Origin of the sequence: Kitasatospora sp. NPDC058965 (genome assembly GCF_042741245.1) — a bacterium.
GTDB lineage: Bacteria > Actinomycetota > Actinomycetes > Streptomycetales > Streptomycetaceae > Kitasatospora.
In genome coordinates this window covers 1-24,638 of sequence record NZ_JBHYKG010000042.1, presented here as the reverse complement: position 1 = coordinate 24,638, position 24,638 = coordinate 1, and the positions used below count along the sequence as shown (strand labels likewise).

The following is a 24,638-nucleotide window of genomic DNA, read 5'->3' as shown; positions in this document are numbered from 1 at the left end:
CGGCCCCTCCCCTCACCCACCCTCAGCGCCCCCGCCCAGGTCCTCCTGGACGGGGGCGCTCCCACGTTCCCGCACCGGCCACCGTGCCCGTGCCCGTGCCCGCGGACACGGGCACGCACACGGCCACGGCCACGGCCACGGCCACGGCCACGACTAGGGTGGGTTCATGATCACCACTCAACGCCTGCGCCTGGTACCGCTCTCCACCGCCGACACCGACTGGTGGGTGCAGCTGCACGCCGACCCCGAGGTGAACCGCTTCGTGGGCGCCTACACCACCGAGCAGGCCGAGGCGCGGCTGGCGGGCATCGCCGACCAGTGGGCCGGTCGGGGGCACGGGCTCTGCGCGGTGGAGCTGCTGGCCACGGGCGAGCGGATCGGCCGGTGCGGGCTCAACTGGTGGGAGCAGTTCGACGAGACCGAGGTCGGCTGGACCCTCGCCCGGGCGCACTGGGGGCGGGGCTACGCCACCGAGGCGGCCCGGGCGGTACTGGACTGGGGCTTCGGCGGGCTCGGCCTGTCCCGGATCACGGCGATGATCGCCCACGGCAACGAGGGCTCGGAGGCCGTCGCCCGTCGCCTCGGCTTCACCGAGCTGCGCCAGGACGAGCTGATGGGGCACCGGATCACGGTCTTCGCCCTGGACGCGCCCGCCACCGACCGCAACGAAACCGCCGACCCCGCCCACCGCACCGCCCGCACCGAAACCGCCGACCCCGCCCACCGCACCGGCTGACCAGCACTCAGAACTTCAGTGTCACCACCTCGAAGGCCGCCGCGAACCGGGTGCCCAGTCGGCTCCCGGCCTGGCGGCTGACCGACTCCAGGAAGGACCGGGCGTCCGCCATCTGCCCGCCCAGCCCCGCCAGGTACGCGGCGTGGGCCTCCAGCGAGGCGACCCCGGCCTCGAAGTGCTCGGTGGTGTCGACCGCGTGCCCGCCCGCCGGGGAGCCGGCCGCCCACAGCTGGTGCACCCCGTCCCAGGGCTGGTGCCCCTCCTCGATCAGCTCGCGGAAGACCCACCGGTTGCCGGCGTCGCGCACCGCGTCCAGGGTGGCCCGGCCGGCCGCGATGTGGTCGGCCTGGTTGGGGAAGGTGCCGCCGTACGTCTCCCGGTAGTTGGTGGTGATCACGATCTCCGGGCGGTACCGGCGCACCAGCCGGGCGATGTCGCGGCGCAGCGGCAGCCCGTACTCCAGCACGCCGTCGGCGTGGCGCAGGAACTCCACGGTCTCCACCCCGACCACGGCGGCCGAGGCGATCTGCTCGGCCTCGCGCAGCGGTCCGCACTCGGCCGGGTCGAGCCCGTCGATCCCGGCCTCGCCGCTGGTCACCATCGCGTAGACCACCTGCTTGCCCTGCGCCGTCCAGCGCTTCACGGCGGCGGCCGCACCGTACTCCATGTCGTCCGGGTGCGCGACCACCGCGAGGGCGCGCTGCCAGTCCTCGTCGAGCGGCTGGAACGGGGTCGGGGTCGACTCGGTCACGGCGGGGCTCCCTGCGGTGGCGGACGGGGTCCGAAGTGGTGATGGAGAAGTGACGGATGATCACCTGCTCCGTCTTACCACGCCGCACCGCCGGTCAGAGCCAGCCCCGCTTGGTGGCGTTCACCCCTGCCTGGAACCGGCTCATCGCGTCCAACCGGACCATCAGGTCGGCCATCATCCGGCGCACCGTGCGCAGCGAGATGCCCAGGCTGCGGGCGGCCACCTCGTCGGTCTGGCCCTGGGCGATGATCTCCAGCAGCTTGCGCTCCATCGGGGTGCAGCCGTGCGCGTCCACCGGCGCACTCTGTCCGAACGGGGTGCCGGCGGCCCAGATCTGCTCGAACAGCGCGCAGACCGCGGCCAGCACCCCGGGGCTGTGCACCTCCAGGGCGCCGACCCGGGCGTCCGTCGGGTCCAGCGGCAGGATCGCCACCTTGCGGTCCACGATCACCAGCGGCATAGGGACCGAGGGCACGGTCCGCATCTGACCGCCCATGCTGGTCATCCAGCGGGCGTAGGCCAGCGTGTCGGCGTCGTTGCGGAAGCTCTCCCGGCAGACCGCCCGGATCACCACGCCCCGTTCCAGCGCCTGCTGGTTGAGCGGCTTGGCCGCGTCCCGGGCGTCCGGCAGGTGGGCGCCGCCCGGGTTGAGCGAGAGGCACTCGGTCTCGGTGAGCTGCTGCAGTTCCTCCAGCCGGATCCGGACCTTGTCCAGGCCCTCCAACCGGTGGCCCGCCTCGCCGCCGCGGCCGACCTCGTGCTCGGCGGCGATCGAGGCGATCGCGGCCCGGGTCGCCTCCAGTTGGGCCTGCCGGATGGCCGCTTCCGCCTCGGCGGCGGCCAGCAGCGCGGCCAGGCCGACCTGCGGGCTCACCGGGCGCATCTCGCCCTGGTGGGCCGACGGGCGCAGCAGCGCCAGGTCGGCCAGTTCGTTCAGCGCGAGCCGGACGGAGGCCAGGGCCAGCCCCGTGTCACCGGCCAACTCCTCGACACCGTGGCCGGGCTGACCGAGCATCGCCCGGTAGACCGCCTCCGCCTGTTGTGACACCCCGAGCAGTTCCAGCACGTCTTCCCCCTGACCGACCGCTGCTCTCTCCGTGGACTGCGGACGGGTCGGACAGCCACATTGTTCCCGCCCGCCGCAGGCGCGACAAGGGTCTGGCTCGGCGCCCGGCTCTGCTGGGCGCGGCGGCTCCGGCAGGTGCGCACCGGACGGCGCCCGGATCGGAGCGGCCGGTGCAGACCAAGGTCATCGTGACCCCATGGTGCCAGACACGTTCGTGCCAGGCGTCGCCTGCTGACAGTTCGCGCCACGTCGGTCAGGCTGATCACATCGGAGGAGAGCTTCCCCGGGGCGGAATGTCCGACAATTCCCCTTCTCGCTTCCCTTCTCGATCCGATTCCTTCGACGAAGCGTGGAGTCCGCTGTGCCTCGATTCGCCCGCCTGCTGCTCGTCGTCCTGATCGCCGTCGGTGGCACTGCCGCTGTCTCGGCCGGCTCGCACTCCCGGGAGCACGGCCCGACCTCGGTACTGGCCGGTGACGGGTTCGGCTGGGGCTACGGAGTACGCCAGACCCCTTGATGGAGCCATGTACCTGATTGTCCTTCAGCTGCACGGTCCGGGGACCGATTTCCCGGATCCGGCAAGGCTGACCGAAACTCTCGCCTCGCTGACAGAATCCGGCGACCGGGTGGAGCACCTGCGGGTGCTCTGTGGGCCCGGCCGGATCGACCTGGCCGTGTTCCTCCTGGCCACCAGTGCGCGGACCGCCGAGGTGGTGGCCCGCGCACTCTGCTTACGGGCCCTCGCGTTACCGGAGTTGCTGCTGTGGCAACTGACGACCAGTGGGGTGGTCGATCCGAACCTCTCCGACCTGAGCTGACCGCGGCGCGGTCGGCCTGCCGGGGGAACGGCCGACCGTACACGGTTCCTCCACTTCGCGCACCCGGTCGACACCCGCTGCCGACCCCGCCCGCCGGACCGGTTCGCCGCCGCACCGTCCCCACCACACCCCCGGTGCCGGATCCGCGCAGGTCAGCGCCGATCGATCGGGCACCGCCGGACCGCGGCGACGCCACTGGGAAAACCGGAAAAGCCGAGGTGACGCAGTACGACACGCTTTCGAAGTGGCTCTTGCGCGGGCTAACCTGCGGCAGCGTTGACGGGGCTCGTCGAAGGACGGTCCCCGTGGCACCAGGGACGCGGTCGACCCGTTTGCGGGGGTCGGTCGCGGCACGAACGTCTCGGGGGAACTGAGTTGACGTCCACACCTGGAGCAGGGCGCCGGGCCACCGTCCGGCACCCCTGACCCGGCCCCGGCAGCCCCGGGGCGAGAGCAGCCACACAGGACAGGTGGGGGTGACCGTGCATCACGTCTTCGGCCACGAGCTGCGGCGACTGCGCACCCAGCAGGGCGTGTCGCTCAAAGCGTTGAGTGAGATGACGCACTACAGCAAGGGCTATCTGAGCCGGGTCGAGACCGGTGCGCGGGCCGCCACGCCCGAACTCGCCCAGCGCTGCGACGACGTGCTGGGCGCCGGTGGGGCCCTGCGCGCGCGGGTCGCGACCACCCGACTGGTGGCCGAGCCCCGGGTCAACGACCTGCGCCTGGGCACCGGCCCGTTCGGCCGGCCCGCCAAGGACCCCACCCGTCCGGCCCAACTGCCCATGGCCGAGCCCGACTTCGTCGGCCGGGCGGAGGCGCTGAGACAGCTCGACGCACTGCCCGCACCGCACCGGGTCACCGTCTGCGCGATCAGCGGGATGGCCGGCACGGGCAAGACCGCGCTGGCCGTGCACTGGGCGCACCGGGCCCGCAACCGCTTCCCGGACGGCTGCCTGTTCGCCGAGCTGTCCGGTCCGGACGGCAACCCGGTCCCCCCGGTGCAGGTGCTGGGCGCCTTCCTCGGCGCGCTGCTCCCCGGGACACCACTTCCGGCCACCCTGGCCGAGCGGTCCGCACTCTTCCGCACCCTGCTGGACGGCCGCCGGATGCTGGTGGTGCTGGACGGCGCGGTCGGCGCCGAGCAGGTCCGCCCGCTGCTGCCGGCCGCGCCGGGCTGTCTGGTGCTGGTCACCAGCCGCCAGCGGCTGACCGGCCTGACCGCCGCCCACCCGCTGCCGCTGCCGCCGCTCACCCCGGGCGAGGCCACCGAGCTGGCCGCCACCGTGATCGGGCCGACCCGTACCGGCCTCGAACCCGGTGCGGTGCGCGAGTTGGTCGAGTCCTGCGGGCTGCTGCCGCTGGCGGTGCGCCTGGCGGCCACCCAACTGGCGGCCCGCCCGAGCTGGTTGGTCTCCTCGCTCACCGAGCGCCTGCGTCAGGACGACGAGCTGCTGCTGCGCCTGGGCGGCGGTGCGCTCGCCTACGCGTTCCGGTCCGGCTACCAGCGGCTGAGCCGCTCGGCGGCCGACGCGTTCCGCCGGATCGCCCCGCTGGACGGGCCGCTGCTGGCCGTGAGCGCGGCGGCCGTGGTGCTCGGGCGCAGCCGGGTCGAGGCCGAGGCGGTGCTGGAGGAGCTGGTGGACGCCAGTCTGCTGGACACCCCGGCCCCCGGCCTCTACCGCTGCCACCCGCTGCTGGGCGCCTTCGCGCGCACGCTGGCCCAGCGGCTGGAGTGCGGCCTGCTCGGTGCCGAGTCCAGCTACGAACTGGCGGCCCCTGCCGTACCGGTGGCGCTCTGAAGGGTCCCGCGGCCGGTCCGGGGTGCGTGCGCGCCCCGGGCCGGCCGTCGGCTTTCAGGGCTGCACCGGCCCGTTGGACGGCTCGGCCATCGCCACCGCGATCTTGCGCGGTCCGGTGAACGGCTCCCGGGCGTGCGTGGTGAGCATGTTGTCCAGCACCAGCACGTCGTCGCGCCGGTAGTCGAACCGGGTGGACGCGGCCCGGTAGCACTCCCGCAGGTGGTCCAGCACCTCCTCGGGGATCTCCCCGCCGTCCCCGTAGTAGGTGTTGCTGGGCAGCTCGTCCGGCTTGTACATCGCCTCCAGGCCGTACCGCAGCTGCTCCGGCAGCGTGGAGACGTGGAAGAAGGTGGCGTGGTTGAACCAGACCGGCTCGCCGGTCAGCGGGTGCCGGTGCACCGCGTCCCGCACCGCCCGGGTGCGCAGGCCGGCCGCGCCGACCCACTCCGCCTCGATCCCCTGGGCGGCGCAGCGCTCCTCCACCTCCGCCCGGTCCTCGGTGTTGAAGGCCTCGGTCCAGGAGAGCCCGACCCCGCCGCCGTAGTTGCGCACCACGCTCCACCGGCGCCGCTCGAACTCCTCGCGCACCGCCGGGTCGATCGTCCGGTACAGCTCCCGGGTGGACGAGAGCGGGGTGGCGCCCTGGGTCAACGGCGGCTCCACGCAGTAGAAGTAGAGCAGCTGCGGCCAGACCGCCTGGTAGGAGTTCTCGTTGTGGGCGAAGATCTCCTCCTGCGGCGGGTACTCGGTCGAGGTGTAGACGTTGTCCTTGATCAGCTGGCGCGGTGACGAACGCTCCGAGTAGGTGAGCGGCTCGCCCGACAACTCGCGGACCACGGCGCCGAATCCGTCGACGCCGTCGACCTGGAAGCCGCGCAGCAGCACCGCGCCGTGCTCGCGCAGCTGCGCGCGGATCTCCTTGCGGTGCTCCCGGACGTGCCCGGCGATCGGCTCGCCGGCCCCCTCCAGGACGAGGGGCAACTGGTGTGCGGGCACAGCACAGCTCCGTTCGTGGTGAGTGTTTGCCGGGAAAAGGCCGGGAATTCGGCACCGGCTCGTGCACCATACTCCCGGCCAGGAGCGGCCACAATGGGCGGGCGGGCGCCGCCCGGCGGGTTCGGCAACGGTTGCCAGCCCGTCCGCCGGTCCGTCAACTCCCTGGTCAGCAGGGGTTTCCCGGCGGGGCGCCGACGCCTCGAAGGTTGCCACCGCACTGGCAACAGGCAACCCCTTGAGGGGCCCCGGCAGCCCCGCGATGATGGTGACATCCCGAAATTCCGCGCACCGGTTCGAGCATTCCCGCCGCCGGTGCGAATTGTCGATCAGGAATTCCGCGAGCGAGCGAATTCCCCCTTTTACCGAGGAGCCGAGGATGTCGGACGAGCAGCAGTACCTGGTGGTCCGCAACGACGAGGAGCAGTACTCGATCTGGGCCGTGGGCCGCGAGGTGCCGGCCGGCTGGTACGTCGAGGGCACCCAGGGTCCCAAGGAGGAGTGCCTGACCCGGATCAACGAGATCTGGACCGACATGCGCCCGCTGAGCCTGCGTCAGCGGATGGAGCAGGCCGCCGCCGGCGCCTGACCCGCCCTCCCCCTCCTCCCGCCCCCGCCACTCGAAGGACTGACCGTGCACCCCAATGACGCCGCGTCCGGCCGGCTGCTGCCGGAGCTGGTCGCCACCCAGGCCACCCGCACGCCGGCCGCACCCGCCGTGCTGGACCAGCGACAGACGATCGGTTACCGCGAGTTGAGCGAACGGGCGAACCGGCTCGCGCATCAGCTGCGGGCCCTGGGCATCGGCCCCGACGACCTGGTCGGGGTCTGCCTGCACCGCTCCACCGAGCTGGCCGTGGCCCTGCTCGCGGTCTGGCAGGCCGGCGCCGCCTACGTCCCGCTGGACCCCAACCACCCGCGCGAGCGCACCGGTTGGGTACTCCAGGACACCGGCGCGCAGGTCGTGCTGACCGACCGCTCGCTGGCCGGGCTGGTCAGCGCCGAGGGGGTGCGGCCGCTGCTGCTGGACGAGCTTGACCTGTCCGGCTTCCCGGTCGAGCCGCCGGTGGTGCTGCGCACCCCGCAGAGCCTGGCCTACGTGATCTACACCTCCGGCTCCACCGGCCGCCCCAAGGGTGTCGCGGTCACCCACGGCGGCATCGCCAACCGGGTCGGCTGGACGGTGCGGGTGCACCGGATCGGCGCCGAGGACCGGGTGCTGCAGAAGACCTCGATCGGCTTCGACGCCGCGGGGTGGGAGATCTTCGGTCCGCTGAGCAGTGGCGGCACCGTGGTGATGGCCCCGCTCGGCGTGGAGCGCGACCCGGCCGCGATGGTCCGGGCGGTGGCGGAGCACGGGGTGACGGTCCTCCAGGTCGTCCCCTCGGTGCTGCGGCTGCTGGTCGAGGAGCCGGGCTGGGCCGACTGCACGGCGCTGCGCCTGCTCTTCTCCGCCGGCGAGCCGCTGCACGCCGAGCTCTGCCAGCGACTGCTGGCCAAGGCCCCGGCGGTGGAGATCTGGAACACCTACGGCCCGACCGAGTGCGCGATCGACGTCACCGCGCACCGGTTCGACCCGGTGCAGCTGGCCGGCCCGGTGCCGATCGGCCGCCCGCTGAGCGAGCTGCGCCTGCTGGTGCTGGACCCGGCCGGCGGCCTGGCCCCGATCGGCGTGCCCGGCGAGCTGCACGTCGGCGGCGTCGGGGTGGCCCGCGGCTACCTGGGCCGGCCCGACCTGACCGCCGAGAAGTTCGTCCCGGACGCCTACGGCCCGCCCGGCCAGCGGCTCTACCGCACCGGCGACCGGGTGCGCTGGCGCGCCGACGGCACGCTGGAGTACTTCGGCCGGCTGGACCAGCAGGTCAAGGTCAACGGCGTGCGGATCGAGCCGGGCGAGATCGAGGGCGTGCTGCTCACCCACCCGGACGTGCGCGGCGCGGCCGTGGTCGCCTTCAAGACCGCCGCCGGCGTCGGCCGGCTGGCCGCCTACCTGACCGTCAAGCGCGAGCTGTCCACCGAGCGGCTGCGCGCCTACCTGCGCGAGCGGCTGCCCGAGTACCTGGTGCCCTCGGTCTTCGTCACCCTGGACGCCTTCCCGCTCAGCCCCAGCGGCAAGCTGGACCGGATCGCGCTGCCCGCGCCGACCGCCGACGCCACCCCCGGCCGCCCGGCGTTCCTGGCCCCGCGCACCGACACCGAGCGCGCGGTCGCCGAGGTCTGGGCCGCGGTGCTGGAGACCACCGCGCCGATCGGGGCGCACGACGACTTCTTCCAGCTCGGCGGCTACTCGCTGCTGCTCACCCGGCTGGCCCAGCGGCTGCGCACGGCCACCGGGCAGGAGGTGGCGATGGCCGACCTGTTCGCCGCCTCCACGGTGGCGGCGCAGGCCGAGCTGCTGGCCGCCGGCGGCCGGGAGCCGGAGCCGATCACCCGGGTGGACCGCTCCCGCCCGCTGCCGCTCTCCACCGGGCAGCGCCGGATCTGGTTCCTGGACCAGCTCAACCCGGGCAGTTCGGAGTACACCGTGCCGGTGCTGCTGCCGCTGCCGGAGACGGCCACCGCGGCCGTGGTGGGCCGGGCGCTGGCGGCGCTGGCCGAGCGGCACGAGGCGCTGCGCACCAGCTACCCCCTGCGGGACGGGCAGCCGGTGCAGCGGGTCGCCGAGCCCGGACCGGTCGAGCTCACCCTGGCCGGGGACGCGGAGCCGGTGGCGGCGGTCCGCACCGAGATCGCCCGCGGCTTCGACCTGGCCGGGGGACCGGTCTGGCGGGCCCTGCTGGTGGACCGGCACGTGTTGCTGACCATCCACCACATCGCCTGCGACGGCTGGTCGGTGGTGCTGCTGCGCCAGGAGTTCGCGGAGCTCTGCGCGGCCTTCGCCGCCGGGCGGGAGCCCGCGCTGGCGCCGCTGGAGCTCGGCTACGCCGACTTCGCGGTCTGGCAGCACGAGCACTGGCTGGCCGGGCCGCAGGTGGCCGGACAGCTGGCCTACTGGAAGGAGACGCTGGCCGGGGTGCGCCCGCTGCGGCTGCCCACCGACCACCCGCGGCCGCCCCGCCGCGCGGCGGACGGCGCGGTCTGCCCGGTCCAGCTTCCGGCCGCCACGGTCGCCGGGCTGGTCGCGCTGGGCCGCGAGCGCGGGGCCACGCCGTTCATGACCCTGCTGACGGTCTGGCACCTGGTGCTGGCGCAGCTGAGCGGGGACTGGGACCTGACCATCGGCACCCCGGTGGCCGGCCGGGTCCGCCCGGAGACCCACCCGCTGGTCGGCTGCTTCCTCAACTCGGTGGTGCTGCGGGCCCGGCTGACGCCGCAGCTGACCTTCGAGCAGGCGGTGGACCGGGTCCGGACGGTGTCGCTGGGCGCCTTCGGACACCAGGACCTGCCGTTCGAGCAGGTGGTGGAGGAGGTGCAGCCGAACCGCGACCTCTCCCGGACGCCGCTGTACCAGGCGCTCTTCGACCTGCAGGACGACGGCGTGACCGGTGTCGCCGAGGACGCGGCCGACCTGACGCACTACCAGGTGGCCTGGCACAGCACGCCGACCGACCTGGCGCTGGTGCTGCGGCCGGAGCCGGACGGCGCCGTCAGCGGCATGCTGGAGTACGCCACCGCGCTGTACGAGCCGGCCACCGCCGCCGCGCTGGCCGCCGCCTTCGCCGACCTGGCCGCCCGGGTGCTCGCCGACCCGGCCGCCCCGCTGGGCGCGGTGGACCTGCGGACCGAGCAGGACCACGCCCGCGCGGCGCTGCCGTGGAACGAGGTCGAGGAGACCGCGCTGCCGCTGGCCGAGCTGACCGCCTACCTGGCACCGCGCGACCCGTTCGAGGAGCGGCTGGCCGAGCTCTGGTCCGAGGCCCTGGGCCACCCCCGGGTCGGCGTCTACGACAACTTCTTCGCCCTCGGCGGCAACTCGCTGCTGGCCGCCACCGTCACGGCCGCCGCCCGCTCCGAGTTCGAGATCGACCTGCCGGTGGCCGCCCTGTTCGACGGCCCGACCGTCGAGCAGTGGGCCCGGGCGGTGGAGGCCGCCATCCGCGCCGAGATCGACCTGCTCACCGAGGCCGACCTGGCCGAGCTCGGCGCCACCGCCGACATCACCGAATCCACCACCGTCACGAAGGGCCAGCCGGCATGACCGACACCGTCTCCGAGAACGCGGCGCAGGCCGCCGCGCGGCGCGAGGAGCTGGTCCGGCGCCGGATGGCCGGCCGCCGCGCCGCCGCCCGCCCCACCGCCATCGCCCCCGCCGACCGCACCGCCCCGCTGCGGCTCTCCTCCGGCCAGCGGCAGATGTGGTTCCTCAGCCGGCTCGACCCGCACAGCGCCGAGTACTCCGTCCCCCAGGTGGTCCGGCTGCGCGGCCCGCTCGACCGCGCCGCGCTGGGCCGGGCCTGGGACACCCTGCTCGCCCGCCACGAGGTGCTGCGCACCCGCTACCAGCTGCTCGGCGAGGAGCCGGTGCAGCTGGTCGACGCCGCCCCCACCGGCGCCCTGGCCGACGTCGAGGCCGCCGACGAGCGGGCCGCGCTGGACTGGGCCGCCGAGGAGCTGCGCCGCCCGTTCGACCTGGCGCAGCAGCACCCGGTCCGGGCCACCCTGGTCCGCGTCGCCGAGCAGGACCACCTGCTGGTCCTGGTGCTGCACCACATCGCCTGCGACCAGCACTCGCACGAGCTGCTGATGACCGAGCTCGCCGCGGGCTACGCCGGCCGCACGCTGCCGGCGCCCGCCCTGCAGTACGCCGACTACGCCGCCTGGCAGCACGGTCAGGCCGACGCGATGGACCGCCACCTCGACTACTGGCGCGAGCAGTTGGCCGACCTCGGCACCGTGACGCTGCCCACCGACCGGCCCCGCCCGGCCGTCCGCCGCCCCGACGGCGCCGCCGTCCGGTTCGTGCTCCCCGCCGAGCTCGCGCAGCAGCTGCGGGACCTCGCCGAGCAGCACCGCACCACCCTGTTCACCGTCCTGCTGGCCGGCTTCCAGGCCCAGCTGGCCCGCTACACCGGCAGCTCGGACATCGCGGTCGGCACCGTGGTCTCCGACCGGACCACCCCGCAGCTCGCCGGCCTGGTCGGTTACGGCATCAACACCCTGGTGCTGCGCACCCGGTGGAGCGGCGACCCGTCCTTCACCGAGCTGCTGGCCCGCGCCCGCGGCACCGTGCTGGACGCCTTCGACCACCAGCAGCTGCCGTTCGCCCGCCTGGTGGACGAGTTGCAGCCCGAGCGCGACCTCTCCGCCACCCCGCTCTTCCAGACCGCGTTCACCATGCACGAGCAGCAGGCCGGCGAGCTGGCGCTGACCGGCCTGACCGCCGAGCGCGTCGAGCTGCCCTGGCAGGTGGCCAAGTTCGACCTCACCCTGCAGGCGGCCCAGCTGCCGGACGGCTCGCTGCACTGCCAGCTGGAGTACGCCACCGCCCTGTTCGACGAGTCGACGGTCCGCCGGCTGGCCGGCCACCTGACCCGCCTGCTGACCGCGGTGGCCGCCGACCCGCAGGCCGCGCTGAGCACGGTCGCGCTGCCGGACGCCGCCGAACTGGCCGTGCTGGACCAGCCCGTGCCCGGCGTGGCGGCGCACGAGTGGGACGGCCGGCTGCTGCACCGGATCTTCGAGCAGCGCGCCGCCGAGACCCCCGACGCCGTCGCCGTCACCAGCGACGGACGCGAGCTGACGTACCGTCAGGTCAACGAGCAGGCCAACCGGCTCGCCCACCGCCTGCGCGACCTCGGCGTCACCGCCGAGTCCCTGGTCGGCGTCTGCCTGGACCGCGACCTCGACCTGGTCCCCACCCTGATCGGCGTGCTCAAGGCCGGCGGCGCCTACGTCCCGCTCGACCCGACCTACCCCGCCGCACGCCTGGCCTACATCGCCGAGGACGCCGGACTGCGCTGCCTGGTCACCGAGCCGGCCCACCGCGAGCTGGCCGCCGAGATCCACCACGGGCCCACCGTGCTGACCACCGAGCTCGCCGAGCAGCCGGTGACCGACCTCGCGGCGGTGACCACGGACGAGAACGCCGTCTACGTCATCTACACCTCCGGCTCCACCGGCCGCCCCAAGGGCTGCACCCTCACCCACCGCAACGTCGTGCGCCTCTTCACCGCCACCGACGAGTACTTCCACTTCGGCCCCGAGGACGTCTGGGCACTCTTCTTCTCCTACGCCTTCGACTTCTCCGTCTGGGAGTTCTGGGGCGCCCTGCTCTTCGGCGGCCGCCTCGTGGTGATGTCCCACGACACCGCCCGCTCGCCCGAGGAGCTGCACCGCCTGCTCGTCGAGGAGCAGGTCACGGTGCTCAACCAGACCCCCTCGGCCTTCCGCTCCCTCGCCCACCTGCCGACCGACCGGCTCGCCCTGCGGGCCGTGGTGTTCGGCGGCGAGAAGCTGGAGATCGCCGACCTCGGCAGCTGGACCGGCCTGGACCACCTCGCCCTGGTCAACATGTACGGGATCACCGAGACCACCGTCCACGTCACGTACCACCGGATCGGCGAGCCCGACCTGGCCAACCCCACCGTCAGCCCGATCGGCACCCCGATGCCCGACCTCGGCATCCACCTGCTCGACCCCCACGGCCGACTCGTCCCGCTCGGCGTCGTCGGCGAGATCCACGTCAGCGGCCCCGGCCTGGCCCGCGGCTACCTCGGCCGCCCCGACCTCACCGCCGAGAAGTTCGTCCCCAACCCCTACGGACCCCCCGGCACCCGCCTCTACCGCTCCGGCGACCTCGCCCGCCGCAACCCCGACGGCACCCTCGAATCCGTCGGCCGCGCCGACGACCAGGTCAAGATCCGCGGCTACCGCATCGAACTCGGCGAAATCCAGAACACCCTCGCCACCCACCCCGACATCGCCGAAGCCGTGGTCCTCGTCCGGGACCAGCAGCTGGCCGCCTACCTGGTGCCCGCCGCCGGCGCCGCGCCGACCGTGGCCGAGCTGCGCGCGCACGCCGCCCAGCTGCTGCCCGCCTACATGGTCCCGGCCGCCTTCGTGCTGCTGCCCGTGATTCCGCTGACCGGCAACGGCAAGACCGACAAGCGCGCCCTGCCGGCGCCCGACTTCGGCACGCCGGAGGCCGAGTTCACCGCCCCGCGCACCGTCACCGAACAGCGGTTCGCCGAGCTCTGGGCCACGGTGCTGCGCCAGGACCGGGTGAGCGTCACGGCCGGGTTCTTCGACCTCGGCGGCGACTCGATCAGCGCCGTGGCCCTGGTCGGCGCGCTGCGCGCGGCCGGCTACGACCTGAGCGTGCGCGACGTCTTCGAGCACCGCACGGTGGCGGCGCTCGCCGAGCAGGTCACCCACCTGCCGGCCGACGCCCAGCCGGCCGCCGTCGCGCCCTTCGCGCAGCTCACCGAGGCGGACCGGGCCCAGCTGCCGGCCGGCCTGGTGGACGCCTACCCGCTGGCCCAGGTCCAGCTCGGCATGGTCACCGAGCTGCTGGCCGGCCGCGGCGGCCACACCTACCTCAACGTCACCGCCTTCAAGGTCCGCGACGACCAGCCGTTCGACGAGGCCGCGTTCCGCGCGGCCGCCCGGCTGATGACCGAGCGCCACGAGGTGCTGCGCACCTCGATCGAGCCGCACGGCTACAGCCGCCCGCTGCAGCTGGTGCACGCCGCGGCCCAGCCGCCGGTCGCCGTGGTCGACCTGCGCCACCTGTCCGCCGCCGACCAGCAGCGCGAGCTGGACGAGTTCACGGCCCGCGAGCAGGCCGAGGGCTTCGACCTGGGCCGGGCGCCGCTCTGGCGGGTCGGCGCCCACCTGACCGGCGACGCCACCTGGTGGGTCTCGATGACCGAGTGCCACCCGATGCTGGAGGGCTGGAGCTACCACTCGCTGCTGATGGAGCTGCTGGACTGCTTCCGCACGCTGCGGGCCGGCCGCACCCCGGTCGCCCCCGAGCCGCCGGCGGTCCGCTACGCCGACTTCGTCGCGGCCGAGGCGGCCGCGGTCGACTCGGCGCAGGACCGCGGCTTCTGGCACGACCTGCTGGAGAGCCACCAGCGGTTCGCCCTGCCGGCCGGCTGGCACGGCGACCTGACCGCGCCGCGCGAGCGCTACCGGATCACCGTCCCCTACCAGGACCTCGAACCGCAGCTGCGGGCCCTGGCGGTCCGGGCCAAGGCCTCGCTGAAGAGCGTGCTGCTCGCGGCCCACCTCAAGGTGCTCGGGCTGCTCACCGAGGAGCGCAGCTTCTTCACCGGCCTGGTCTGCGACGGCCGGCCCGAGGCGGTGGGCGCCGACCGGGTGCTCGGCATGTACCTCAACACGCTGCCGTTCCCGGGCCGGCGCACCGCCGGGACCTGGCTGGAGCTGGTCCGGCAGGTGCTGGCCGACGAGATCGCCATGTGGCCCAGCCGCCGCTACCCGATGCCGGTGCTGCAGCGGGAGCTGGGCGAGGGCCGCCGACTGGTCGAGGTGATGTTCAACCACCAGTCCTTCCACCAGGTCGACTGGGACCTGGTCGAGGGCACCAGCGTGATCGACAAGGGCCACACCGAGTTCGCGCTGGCCGTCACCACGGTCGGCGGCGTCTTCACCCTGGCCAGCCACACCCACGCGCTCGCCCGGGCGAACACCGAGCGGATCGCCGAGCTCTACCGCGCCGTGATCACCGCGATGGCCGCCGACCCGGAGGGGGACGCCACCACCGCCTTCCTGCCGGCCGGCGAGCGCGAGCGCCTGCTGGCCCTGGACCCGCCGGCGGCCGCCGCGCCGGACACCCGGCTGCTGCACCAGCTCTTCGAGCAGCGCGCCGCCGAGACCCCGGACGCGGTCGCCGTCACCTTCGGCGGCACCGACCTGACCTACCGGCTGCTCAACGAGCGGGCCAACCGGCTCGCCCACCGGCTGCGCGCCCTGGGCGTCGGCCCGGAGTCGCTGGTCGGCGTCTGCCTGGACCGCGGACTCGACTTGGTCGCCACCCTGATCGGCGTGCTCAAGGCGGGCGGCGCCTACGTCCCGCTCGACCCGGCCTACCCGGCCGACCGGCTCGCCTACATGGCCGGCGACGCCGCCCTGGCCTGCGTGGTCACCGAGCCCGCCCACCGGGTCCTGGTCGGCGGCATCTTCGACGGACCGGCGGTGCTCACCACCGAGCTCGACGCGCAGCCGGTGCACGACCCCGCGCCGACCGCCGATCCGGCCAACGCCGTCTACGTCATCTACACCTCCGGCTCCACCGGCCGCCCCAAGGGCTGCACCCTCACCCACGCCAACGTCGTGCGCCTGTTCACCGCCACCGAGCGGGAGTTCGCCTTCGGCCCGGCCGACGTCTGGACGCTCTTCCACTCCTACGCCTTCGACTTCTCGGTCTGGGAGCTGTGGGGCGCGCTGGCCTACGGCGGCCGCCTCGTGGTGGTCCCGTTCGACACCGCCCGCTCCCCCGAGGACTTCCACCGCCTGCTGATCGAGCAGCGGGTCACCGTGCTCAACCAGACCCCCTCCGCCTTCCGCTCGCTGGCCACCCTGCCGGCCGACCGGCTGGCCGTGCGCGTGGTGGTCTTCGGCGGCGAGAAGCTGGAGCTCAGCGACCTGGGGACGTGGACCGGCCGGGACGGCCTGGCCCTGGTCAACATGTACGGGATCACCGAGACCACGGTCCACGTGACCCACCACCGGATCACCGACCGGGACACCGGCAGCCCCGCCGGCCGGCCGATCGACGACCTGGGCCTGCAGCTGCTGGACGCCACCGGCCAGTTGGTCCCGCTCGGGGTGGTCGGCGAGATCCACGTCAGCGGCCCGGGTCTGGCCCGCGGCTACCTGAACCGCCCGGGCCTGACCGCCGAGCGCTTCGTCCCCGACCCCTACGGCGCCCCGGGCTCGCGCATGTACCGCTCCGGCGACCTGGCCCGCTGGAACCCATGGGGGTCCCCCCGGCCGGAGGCTGGGGGAAACTCCCTCGACTTCGTCGGCCGCGCCGACGACCAGGTCAAGATCCGCGGCTACCGGATCGAGCTCGGCGAGATCCAGGCCGCACTGGCCGGCCACCCGGACGTGCGCGAGGCCGTGGTGCTGGTCCGTCAGGACGTCCCGGGCCACCCGGAGCTGGTCGCCTACGCCACCGGCGGCGTGACCGCCGCCGAGCTGCGCGCCCACGCCGCCGAGCTGCTGCCCGCGTACATGGTCCCGGCCGCCGTCATGGTGCTCGACGAGCTGCCGCTCACCAGCACGTTCAAGCTGGACCGCCGGGCCCTGCCGACCCCGGCCCGGGAGGCCGTCGTCGCCGCGCTGGCGCCGCGCACGGCCACCGAGGAGCGGATCGCCGGGGTCTGGGGCGAGGTCCTGGGGCTGGCCGAGGTCGGCGTCGAGGACAGCTTCTTCGCGGTCGGCGGCGACTCGATCCGGGTGCTCGCCCTGGTCGGCGCGCTGCGCGCGGCCGGCTTCCAGGTCACCGTGGCCGAGATCTACACCCACCCCACCGTGGCCGAGCTGGCCGAGCTGCTCGGCACGGCCGACGGCGGCGCCGAGGTGCTGCGCCCGGTCCAGCCGTTCGAGCTGATCACCACCACCGACCGCTCGCTGCTGCCGGAGGACGTCACCGACGCCTACCCGCTGGGCCAGATCCAGCTCGGCATGGCGGTGGAGATGCTCGCCGACCGCGAGCGCGCCAAGTACCACAACGTCACCTGCTTCAAGGTCGCCGACGACCGGCCGTTCTCCGCCAAGGCGCTGCGCGAGGCGCTGGCCGTGCTGGTCCGCCGGCACGAGATCCTGCGCACCTCGGTCGACCTGACCGGCTACTCGGTGCCGCTGCAGCTGGTGCACCGCGCGGCCACCGTGCCGCTGCGCACCTTCGAGCTGTCCGGTACCGCCGAGCAGCAGCGTGCCGAGGTCAAGGACTTCGTGGTCGCCGAGCGGCGCCGGTTGTTCGAGCCGGACAGCCTGCCGCTGGTGCGCGCCTTCGCCCACGACGCGGGGGCCGAGGGCTGGTGGCTCAGCCTCACCGAGTCGCACGTGATCCTGGAGGGCTGGTCCCACCACTCGATGGTGCTGGAGCTGATCGCCTGCTACCGGGCGCTGCGCGACGGCGAGCCGGTGCCGCCGGCCGGCCAGTGCGCGCTGCGGTTCGCCGACTTCATCGCCGCCGAGCTCGGCTCGCTGGACTCGGCCGAGGACCGCGCCTACTGGCAGCGGGTCGTGGCCGAGCACACCCCGGTCGCGGTCCCCGCCGACTGGCGCGAACCGGCCGGCGCCCCGGCCCAGTCCTTCCAGGTGATCCGCCGCTTCGGCGAGCTGACCGAGCCGCTGGCCCGGGCCGCGGCCGCGGTGCGCGCCTCCGTGAAGAGCGTGCTGCTGGCGGCCCACCTCAAGGTGGCCGGCAGCCTCACCACCGCCGACGCCTTCCACACCGGCCTGATCAGCCACGGCCGGCTGGAGGTGCCGGGCGCCGAGCGGATCTACGGCATGCACCTGAACACCCTGCCGTTCCCGGCCGACCGCAGCGCCCGCAGCTGGCGCGAGCTGATCCGCCAGGTGCTGGACCGGGAGGCCGAGGTCTGGCCGCACCGCCGGTACCCGCTGGGCGCCATCCAGCGCGACAGCAACCGGCCGGGCCTGATCCGGATCACCTTCAGCTACCTGGAGTTCCACGCCGCCGACGACCAGCTGGACGGCGGCCTGGGCCTGGGCGAGACGCCCAACGAGGTCGGCCTGAACGTCATCTTCTCCGCCTCCGACCTGGTGCTCTCCGCCCACACCGGCACGATCAGCCGGGCCAACGCCGAGCGGCTGGCCGACGGCTACCTGGCCGTGCTGCGCGAGATCGCCGCCGACGTGGACGGCGACGCCCGCCGCAGCGGCACCGGCGCGCTGCAACAGGCGCGTCCCGCCCTGCCCACCCCGCCAGCCCGAAACGAGAATCCAGTGAACGACACCCGCACGGCCCTCGGCCTGTTCGAGCAGCAGGCCGCCGCCACCCCGGTCGCCACGGCCGTGCTGTCGGCCGCCGGCAAGCTCTCCTTCGCCGCGCTCAACGCGCGGGCCAACCGGATCGCCCACCGGCTGCGCGCCCTGGGCGTCGGCCCGGAGGCCAAGGTCGTGGTGGTGCTGGACCGTTCGCCCGACCTGCTGGCCGCGCTGCTGGGCGTCTGGAAGGCCGGCGGTGCCTACGTCCCGCTGGACCCGGGCTTCCCGGTGGCCCGGCTGGCCCGGGTGATCGGCGACAGCGGCGCCGCGCTGGTGCTCACCGACACCGCACACGCCACCGCGCTGACCGGGCTGGACCAGCGGAACTGGCTGCTGCTGGACCGCGACGCCGAACTGCTGGCCGCCCAGCCCGCCACCGCGCCCGCCGTCACCCTCGACCCGGCCAACCTGGCCTACGTCATCTACACCTCCGGCACCACCGGCACCCCCAAGGGCGTCGAGATCACCCAGGGCGGGCTGGCCAACTACCTGGCCTGGACGGTCGCCGAGTACGCCTCGCGCGGCACCGGCGGCGCCCCGGTCTTCTCCTCGGTCGCCTTCGACCTGGTGGTCCCGGCGCTCTACACCCCGCTGCTGGCCGGCCAGCCGGTCCACCTGCTGCCCGCCGACCTGGCCCCGGCCGACCTGGGCAAGCACCTGGCGGACGGCGGCCCGTACAGCTTCGTCAAGCTCACCCCGGCCCACCTGGAGGTGCTGCTGCAGCAGCTGACGGGCGGTCAGCTCGCGGGCCTGGCGGGGCTGCTGAGCGTGGGCGGCGAGCTCTTCCCGGGCCGGCTGGTCAACTCCTGGCTGGAGCAGGCCGGTCCGACCGGCATCCGGTTCGTCAACGAGTACGGGCCGACCGAGATCACGGTGGCCAACTCCTTCCACACCGTGGTCGACCCGCAGCCCGAGGTGGTCCCGATCGGCCGCCCGGTCCCCGAGACCTCGATGTACGTGCTCGGCCCGGACCTGGAGCGGCTGCCCGACGGCGTTCCCGGCGAGATCCACGTGGGCGGGGCCGGCGTGGCCCGCGGCTACACCGGGCTGCCCGGCCTGACCGCCGAGCGCTTCCTGCCCGACCCGTACGGCACCCCCGGCAGCCGGATGTACCGCACCGGCGACATCGGGGTGCTGCTGGCCGACGGCACCGTGGACTACCGCGGCCGGGCCGACAGCCAGGTGAAGATCCGCGGCTACCGGATCGAGCCGGGCGAGGTCGAGGTGGTCCTCGGCGCCCACCCGGACGTGGCCGGCGCCGCCGTGCTGGCCCGCGAGGACGTGCCGGGCGAGGTCCGCCTGGTCGCCTACGCCGTCCCGGCGGCCGGCCGGGAGTTCGACGCCGGCGTGCTGCGCGAGCACCTGGCCGCCCAGCTCCCCGAGTACCTGGTGCCCGCCGCCCTGGTGCGGTTGGACGCCTTCCCGCTGACCCCGAACGGCAAGCTGGACCGGGCCGCGCTGCCCGCCCCCGAGAACGGCCCCGCTGCCGGCGCCACCGCACCGCGCACCCCGCTGGAGGAGACCGTGGCCGGTCTCTTCGCCGAGCTGCTGGGCCGCGAGTCGGTCGGCGTCGAGGAGAGCTTCCTGGAGCTCGGCGGCCACTCGCTGCTGGTGATCCGGCTGATCGGGCGGATCCGCTCGGTGCTCGGGATCGAGCTGCCGATCGACGCCTTCTTCGCCGAGCCGACCGTCGCCGCCATCGCCGCCAGGCTGGCGAGCGGCTCCCGACCGACCGGCACCGCGCCGGCCCGCCCGAAGCTGCGCCGGATGGCCCGTGGGGAGGAGTCCGCATGATCCCGCTCTCCTTCGCCCAGCAGCGCCTCTGGTTCCTCAACCGCCTGGAGGGCGCCACCGCGACCTACAACATCCCGATCGGCCTGCGGCTGACCGGCCCGCTGGATACCGCGGCGCTCACCGCCGCGCTGCACGACCTGGCGCTGCGTCACGAGAGCCTGCGCACCGTCTTCCCGGAGCAGGACGGCGCCCCCTACCAGCGGGTGCTGGCCGAGCCGGGCCGCGAGATGCTGACCGTCCGTCCTCTGACCCCGCGCGACCAGCTCGACGAGGAGCTCGCGGCCGCCGCCCGGCACGCCTTCGACCTGACCGACGAGGTCCCGCTGCACGCCTGGCTCTTCGAGCTCGGCCCGCAGGAGCGGGTGCTGCTCCTGGTGCTGCACCACATCGCGGCCGACGGCTGGTCGCTGGCCCCGCTGACCCGGGACCTGGCCGCGGCCTACACCGCGCGACTGGCCGGCCGGTCCCCCGAGTGGGCGGCCCTGCCGGTGCAGTACGCCGACTACACGCTCTGGCAGCGCGAGCTGCTGGGCGACGAGGACGACCCGCAGAGCCTGGTCTCCCAGCAGCTGGACCACTGGCGGGCCACCCTGGCCGGGCTGCCGAGCGAGCTGGCGCTGCCGGTGGACCGGGCCCGGCCGACCGTGGCCACCGGGTGCGGCGGGCGGCTGCCGTTCCAGCTCGACCCGGCGGTCTTCGCCCGGATCACCGCGCTGGCCAAGGAGGAGGGCGCCACCGTCTTCATGGTGGTGCAGGCGGCGATCGCCACCCTGCTCTGCCGGCTCGGTGCGGGCACCGACATCCCGCTCGGCACCCCGGTCGCGGGGCGGACCGACGTCGCCCTGGACGACCTGATCGGCTTCTTCGTCAACACCCTGGTGCTGCGCACCGACCTGACCGGCAACCCGAGCTTCCGCGAGCTGCTGCAGCGGGTGAAGGCCACCGACCTGGCCGCCTTCGCGCACCAGGACGTGCCGTTCGAGCGGCTGGTGGAGGTGCTCAACCCCGAGCGCTCGATGAACCGGCACCCGCTCTTCCAGGTGATGGTCACCTTCGACGACGGCGCGGTGGCGGCCGGGATCGAGCTGCCGGGCATCACGGCGACCGCGCTGGAGACGACCGGCGAGCGGGCCAAGTTCGACCTCGGCTTCGGCTTCTCCGACCAGGACGGCCAAGGGCTGGGCTGCAGCCTGGAGTTCAGCTCCGACCTGTTCGAGCCGGCCACCGCCGAGGCGCTGGTGCGCCGCTTCGCCCTGCTGCTGGACACGCTGACGGAGCACCCGGACCAGCCGATCGGCACCGCCGCACTGCTGGACGCGGACGAACTGGCCGTGGTGGACCGGCCGGTGCCCGGCGTGGCGGCGCACGAGTGGGACGGCCGGCTGCTGCACCGGATCTTCGAGCAGCGCGCCGCCGAGACCCCCGACGCCGTCGCCGTCACCAGCGGCAGCAACGAGTTGACGTACCGTCAGGTCAACGAGCAGGCCAACCGGCTCGCCCACCGCCTGCGCGACCTCGGCGTCGGGGCCGAGTCCCTGGTCGGCGTCTGCCTGGACCGCGACCTCGACCTGGTCCCCACCCTGATCGGCGTGCTCAAGGCCGGCGGCGCCTACGTCCCGCTCGACCCGACCTACCCCGCCGACCGGCTCGAGTACATCGCGACCGACGCCGCGCTCACCGCACTGGTGACCCAGCGGGCGCACCGGGGGCTGGCGGACGCGATCTTCGACGGTCCGGTGCTGGCGGTCGAGGACCTGGGCACCGAGCCGGTGACCGACCTCGCGGCGGTGACCACGGACGAGAACGCCGTCTACGTCATCTACACCTCCGGCTCCACCGGCCGCCCCAAGGGCTGCACCCTCACCCACCGCAACGTCGTGCGCCTCTTCACCGCCACCGACGAGTACTTCGGCTTCGGTGAGCAGGACGTCTGGGCACTCTTCTTCTCCTACGCCTTCGACTTCTCCGTCTGGGAGTTCTGGGGCGCCCTGCTCTTCGGCGGCCGCCTCGTCATGGTCCCCCACGACACCGCCCGCTCCCCCGAGGAACTGCACCGCCTGCTCGTCGAGGAGCAGGTCACCGTCCTCAACCAGACCCCCTCCGCCTTCCGCTCCCTCGCCCAACTCCCCACCGAGCAGCTCGCCCTGCGCACCGTCGTCTTCGGCGGCGAGAAGCTGGAGATCGCCGACCTCGGCACCTGGACCGGCCTGGACCACCTCGCCCTGGTCAACATGTACGGGATCACCGAGACCACCGTCCACGTCACCCACCACCGCATCACGGACGAAGACCTCACCCACCCCACCGTCAGCCCGATCGGCACCCCGATGCCCGACCTCGGCATCCACCTGCTCGACCCCCACGGCCAACTCGTCCCGCTCGGCGTCGTCGGCGAGATCCACGTCAGCGGCCCCGGCCTGGCCCGCGGCTACCTCGGCCGCCCCGACCTCACCGCCGAGAAGTTCGTCCCCAACCCCTACGGACCCCCCGGCACCCGCCTCTACCGCTCCGGCGACCTCGCCCGCCGCAACCCCGACGGCACCCTCGAATCCGTCGGCCGCGCCGACGACCAGGTCAAGATCCGCGGCTACCGCATCGAACTCGGCGAAATCCAGAACACCCTCGCCACCCACCCCGACATCGCCGAAGCCATCGTGCTGGTGCGCGAGGACACCCCGGGCGACCGCCGGCTGGTCGGCTACTACGTGCCGGTCGGGGACGGGCCGAGCACCGGGGAGCTGCGCGCGCACCTGGGCCGCAGCCTGCCCGAGTACATGGTCCCGAGCGCCCTGGTGGCGCTGCCCGCCATCCCGCTGACCGGCAACGGCAAGACCGACAAGCGCGCCCTGCCGGCCCCCGCCGTCGAGCGCACGGCCGGCCGCGCCGCCGCCACCGAGGCCGAGCGGGTGCTCTGCGACCTGTTCGCCGAGGTGCTCGGCCTGCCCGGGGTCGGCGTCGAGGAGAACTTCTTCACCCTGGGCGGCCACTCGCTGCTGGTCACCAAGCTGGTCAGCCGGATCCGCTCCGCCTTCGCCGCCGAACTCCCGGTCCGCGCCGTCTTCGAGGCACCCACCCCGGCCGCGCTGGCCGAGCACATCCCCACCGCCGAGGCCGGCCGGGCCCAGCTCGGCGAGGCCGAGCGGTCCACCGTGGTCCCGCTCTCCTACGCCCAGCAGCGGCTCTGGTTCCTCAACCGGTTCGAGGAGCGGCGCGAGGCCTACAACGTCCCGATCTGCCTGCGGCTGGCCGGTCCGCTGGACAGCGCGGCGCTCACCGCCGCGCTGGGCGACCTGGTGCGCCGGCACGAGAGCCTGCGCACCGTCTTCCCGGAGCGGGACGGGGTGCCGCACCAGCTGGTCCGCGCCGAGATCGGCACCGTCACCACGGTCGGCGAGCTGACCGAGGCCGAGCTCCCGGCGGCGGTGGCCGAGGCGGCCCGGACCGTCTTCGACCTCACCACCGAACTCCCGGTGCGCGGCTGGCTGTACCGGCTCGGGCCCGAGGACCACGCGCTCTGCCTGGTGCTGCACCACATCGCGGCCGACGGCTGGTCGATGGCCCCGCTGGGCCGCGACCTGGCCGCCGCCTACGCGGCGCGGCTGGCCGGCGAGGCCCCCGACTGGGCCGAACTGCCGGTGCAGTACGCCGACTACACGCTCTGGCAGCGCGAGCTGCTGGGCGACGAGAGCGACCCGCAGAGCCTGGCGGCCGCCCAACTCGACTTCTGGCGCCACACCCTGGCCGAGCTGCCGCCCGAGCTGCAGCTGCCCACCGACCACCCGCGCCCGGCGGTGCCGAGCGACCGGGGCGGCCGGGTGAAGTTCGCGCTGGCGCCCGAGGTGTACCAGCAGCTGACCGCGGTGGCCCGGGAGTGCGGGGCGACCGTCTTCATGGTGCTGCAGGCCGCCGTGGCCGCGCTGCTCTCCCGGCTCGGCGCCGGCACCGACATCCCGTTCGGCACACCGATCGCCGGTCGCACCGACATGGCACTGGACGACCTGGTCGGCTTCTTCGTCAACACCCTGGTGCTGCGCACCGACCTGTCCGGCAACCCGAGCTTCCGCGAGCTGGTGGCCCGGGCCCGGGAGACCGACCTGGCCGCCTTCGCCCAGCAGGACCTGCCGTTCGAGCGGCTGGTGGAGGTGCTCAACCCGGAGCGGGCGATCAACCGGCACCCGCTCTTCCAGGTGATGCTCTCCTTCGACGAGGGCACCGCCGGCCCCGGCTTCGCGCTGCCCGGCCTCACCGCCACCGAGCTGCTGCCCCCGACCGAGACCGCCAAGTTCGACCTGGCGTTCAGCTTCACCGACCGGGCCGGCAGCGTGGAGTACGCCACCGACCTGTTCGACCGGGAGTCGGTCGAACTGCTGGCGGCCCGCCTGCAGCGGCTGCTCGGCGCGGTCGCGGGCGACCCCGGGCTGCGCCTGGCCGACCTGGAGCTGCTCTCCGAGGCGGAGGGCGCGCGGATCCTCGGCGAGTGGAACGCCACCGCCCGGCCCGGCGCGGGCCCGACCTTCCCGGAGCTGTTCGAGCAGCAGGTCCGCGCCACCCCGCAGGCGGTGGCCGTGGTCGCCGCCGACGGGGAGCTGAGCTACGCCGAACTCAACCGCCGGGCCAACCGGCTGGCCCGCGAGCTGCTGGCCCGCGGCGCCGGCCCGGAGCGCTGCGTCGCGCTCGCCCTGCCCCGCACCACCGACCTGGTGGTCGCCCAACTCGCCGTCTGGAAGGCCGGCGCCGCCTACCTCCCGCTCGACCC

General features: G+C 74.2%; 11 protein-coding genes. 8 read left to right on the top strand and 3 right to left on the bottom strand.

Features of this window, described 5'->3' with window-relative positions:
• Nucleotides 1–166 precede the first annotated feature (166 nt).
• A complete protein-coding gene (locus tag ACFW1A_RS10155; protein WP_380407068.1) occupies nt 167–736 on the top strand; it encodes a GNAT family N-acetyltransferase in 570 nt (189 codons plus the stop codon).
• Between the two features lie 7 nt (nt 737–743).
• On the opposite strand, the gene ACFW1A_RS10150 is transcribed toward ACFW1A_RS10155, so the two are convergent.
• Together ACFW1A_RS10150 and ACFW1A_RS10145 are read right to left on the bottom strand one after the other, a co-directional pair.
• Nucleotides 744–1,487, bottom strand: coding sequence for a PIG-L deacetylase family protein (locus ACFW1A_RS10150; RefSeq protein ID WP_380407066.1), 744 nt, complete (start codon nt 1,485–1,487; stop codon nt 744–746).
• A gap of 94 nt (nt 1,488–1,581) precedes the next feature.
• On the bottom strand, nt 1,582–2,553 hold the full coding sequence (locus ACFW1A_RS10145; protein WP_380407064.1) for a LuxR C-terminal-related transcriptional regulator: 972 nt from the start codon (nt 2,551–2,553) through the stop codon (nt 1,582–1,584).
• Between the two features lie 361 nt (nt 2,554–2,914).
• Here ACFW1A_RS10145 and ACFW1A_RS10140 point away from each other — a divergent pair, with 361 nt between their 5' ends.
• The 3 genes from ACFW1A_RS10140 (at nt 2,915) to ACFW1A_RS10130 (ending at nt 5,173) form a co-directional block, all read left to right on the top strand.
• Nucleotides 2,915–3,070: a hypothetical protein gene (locus ACFW1A_RS10140; RefSeq protein ID WP_380407062.1), complete on the top strand. Its 156-nt coding sequence runs from the start codon at nt 2,915–2,917 to the stop codon at nt 3,068–3,070.
• A gap of 7 nt (nt 3,071–3,077) precedes the next feature.
• Nucleotides 3,078–3,371 carry a hypothetical protein gene (locus ACFW1A_RS10135; protein ID WP_380407060.1) on the top strand — a complete coding sequence of 98 codons (294 nt, stop codon included), beginning with the start codon at nt 3,078–3,080 and terminating at the stop codon, nt 3,369–3,371.
• Between the two features lie 476 nt (nt 3,372–3,847).
• Nucleotides 3,848–5,173: a helix-turn-helix domain-containing protein gene (locus tag ACFW1A_RS10130; protein WP_380407058.1), complete on the top strand. Its 1,326-nt coding sequence runs from the start codon at nt 3,848–3,850 to the stop codon at nt 5,171–5,173.
• A gap of 54 nt (nt 5,174–5,227) precedes the next feature.
• Here ACFW1A_RS10130 and ACFW1A_RS10125 read toward each other — a convergent pair whose 3' ends face one another.
• Complete coding sequence (locus tag ACFW1A_RS10125) at nt 5,228–6,169, bottom strand: TauD/TfdA family dioxygenase (protein WP_380407056.1); 942 nt, start codon at nt 6,167–6,169, stop codon at nt 5,228–5,230.
• 376 nt (nt 6,170–6,545) lie between these two features.
• On the opposite strand from ACFW1A_RS10125, the gene ACFW1A_RS10120 reads away from it, so the two are divergent.
• From ACFW1A_RS10120 to ACFW1A_RS10105, 4 genes are all read left to right on the top strand, one after another.
• Complete coding sequence (locus ACFW1A_RS10120) at nt 6,546–6,755, top strand: MbtH family protein (RefSeq protein ID WP_380407054.1); 210 nt, start codon at nt 6,546–6,548, stop codon at nt 6,753–6,755.
• Between the two features lie 45 nt (nt 6,756–6,800).
• Nucleotides 6,801–10,304 carry an amino acid adenylation domain-containing protein gene (locus ACFW1A_RS10115; protein ID WP_380407052.1) on the top strand — a complete coding sequence of 1,168 codons (3,504 nt, stop codon included), beginning with the start codon at nt 6,801–6,803 and terminating at the stop codon, nt 10,302–10,304.
• Nucleotides 10,301–19,882, top strand: a complete 9,582-nt coding sequence (locus ACFW1A_RS10110) for an amino acid adenylation domain-containing protein (protein ID WP_380407050.1) — start codon at nt 10,301–10,303, stop codon at nt 19,880–19,882. Before ACFW1A_RS10115 ends, ACFW1A_RS10110 begins: the two co-directional genes overlap by 4 nt.
• Nucleotides 19,879–24,638, top strand: a 4,760-nt coding sequence (locus ACFW1A_RS10105) for an amino acid adenylation domain-containing protein (protein ID WP_380407048.1), incomplete at its 3' end; no start/stop codon positions are given. The genes ACFW1A_RS10110 and ACFW1A_RS10105, both read left to right, overlap by 4 nt.